The 1,219-nt window shown below is 36.8% G+C and carries 2 protein-coding genes; both read left to right on the top strand.

What is annotated here, in order from left to right:
• Positions 1 to 951, top strand: a 951-nt coding sequence (locus tag ACWEH3_RS36185) for a divalent metal cation transporter (RefSeq protein WP_452358521.1), incomplete at its 5' end; no start/stop codon positions are given.
• Positions 952 to 959: 8 nt separating this feature from the next.
• The coding region (locus tag ACWEH3_RS36180; protein WP_452358520.1) for a universal stress protein at positions 960 to 1,219 on the top strand (260 nt) is incomplete at its 3' end.

Raw genomic sequence — 1,219 nt, 5'->3', positions numbered from 1 at the left:
AAAGGATTGGTTCCGACTGGTGAAACGTTCTCCTCTACACATTCAATTGGTGGTCAAACGCCTTTAACTGGTGCATTAGGGATTATTGGTGCAACCGTTATGCCTCATAATTTATATCTACATTCGGCTGTGTCTCAGACTCGAAAGATAAATCGTACGGATGAAGATGAAATCGCCAATGCTGTACGATTTTCAACATGGGATTCTAACATTCAATTGACTCTCGCTTTTTTTGTTAACTCCTTATTGCTCATAATGGGAGTTGCTGTTTTTAAAACAGGGGCAGTGAAAGATCCATCATTCTTTGGGTTGTATGAGGCTTTATCAAATTCGGATACATTGAGTAACGGAATTTTAATCACCGTTGCAAAATCAGGTCTTCTTTCTACATTATTCGCAGTCGCGTTACTAGCTTCTGGACAAAATTCAACGATTACCGGAACTTTAACTGGACAAGTAATTATGGAGGGATTCATTCATATGAGAATGCCAATTTGGCTAAGACGCTTAATTACGCGTTTGATTTCAGTTATCCCAGTGTTAATCTGTGTAATTATTACAAGCAGGCAAGGAACGATTCGGGAGCACACAGCGTTAAATACACTAATGAATAATTCACAAGTCTTCTTAGCTTTTGCGTTACCATTTTCGATGGTACCATTATTAATGATGACCAATAGTGAGGTGGAAATGGGAAGCCGGTTTAAAAATTCGATAGTTATTCGGATAATAGGATGGGGTTCAGTAATTGGATTGACATATTTAAATTTGATTGGATTGCCCGGCCAAATTGAAGGTTTTTTTGGTGAAAAGGTGACATCAAGCCAACTTGTACTAGCTGATTCTATTGCCTATGTCATTATCGTCGCAGTATTACTACTGTTAGCGTGGACAATTATTGAACTGTATAAAGGAAATAAAAAATATAATCAATTAATTAATGAAAGGTAAGAAGCACTATGGAAGGATTTGATGAATTTAAAAATATTTTAGTTGGGGTAGATGAATCAGAAGGAGCTCAAAAAGCCTTTCAATATGCTGTAAAGCAAGCGAGTAAAACTGGAGCCGCATTACTGATTGCCTCAATTTTAGAAATTGAAGAGCTGAATGTTTATGAAGCGTTAGACCCTGAGTACTTGAGGCAGAAACAAAGTCAATTGTCACTTAATTTGGAAAAGTACAAACAATATGCAGAAAATAGCGGTGTAAAAAACATTCA

Source organism: Nocardia sp. NPDC004718 (assembly GCF_053601535.1).
Note: the sequence above shows the minus strand (reverse complement) of the source record. Positions and strands in the feature narration are given on the sequence as shown.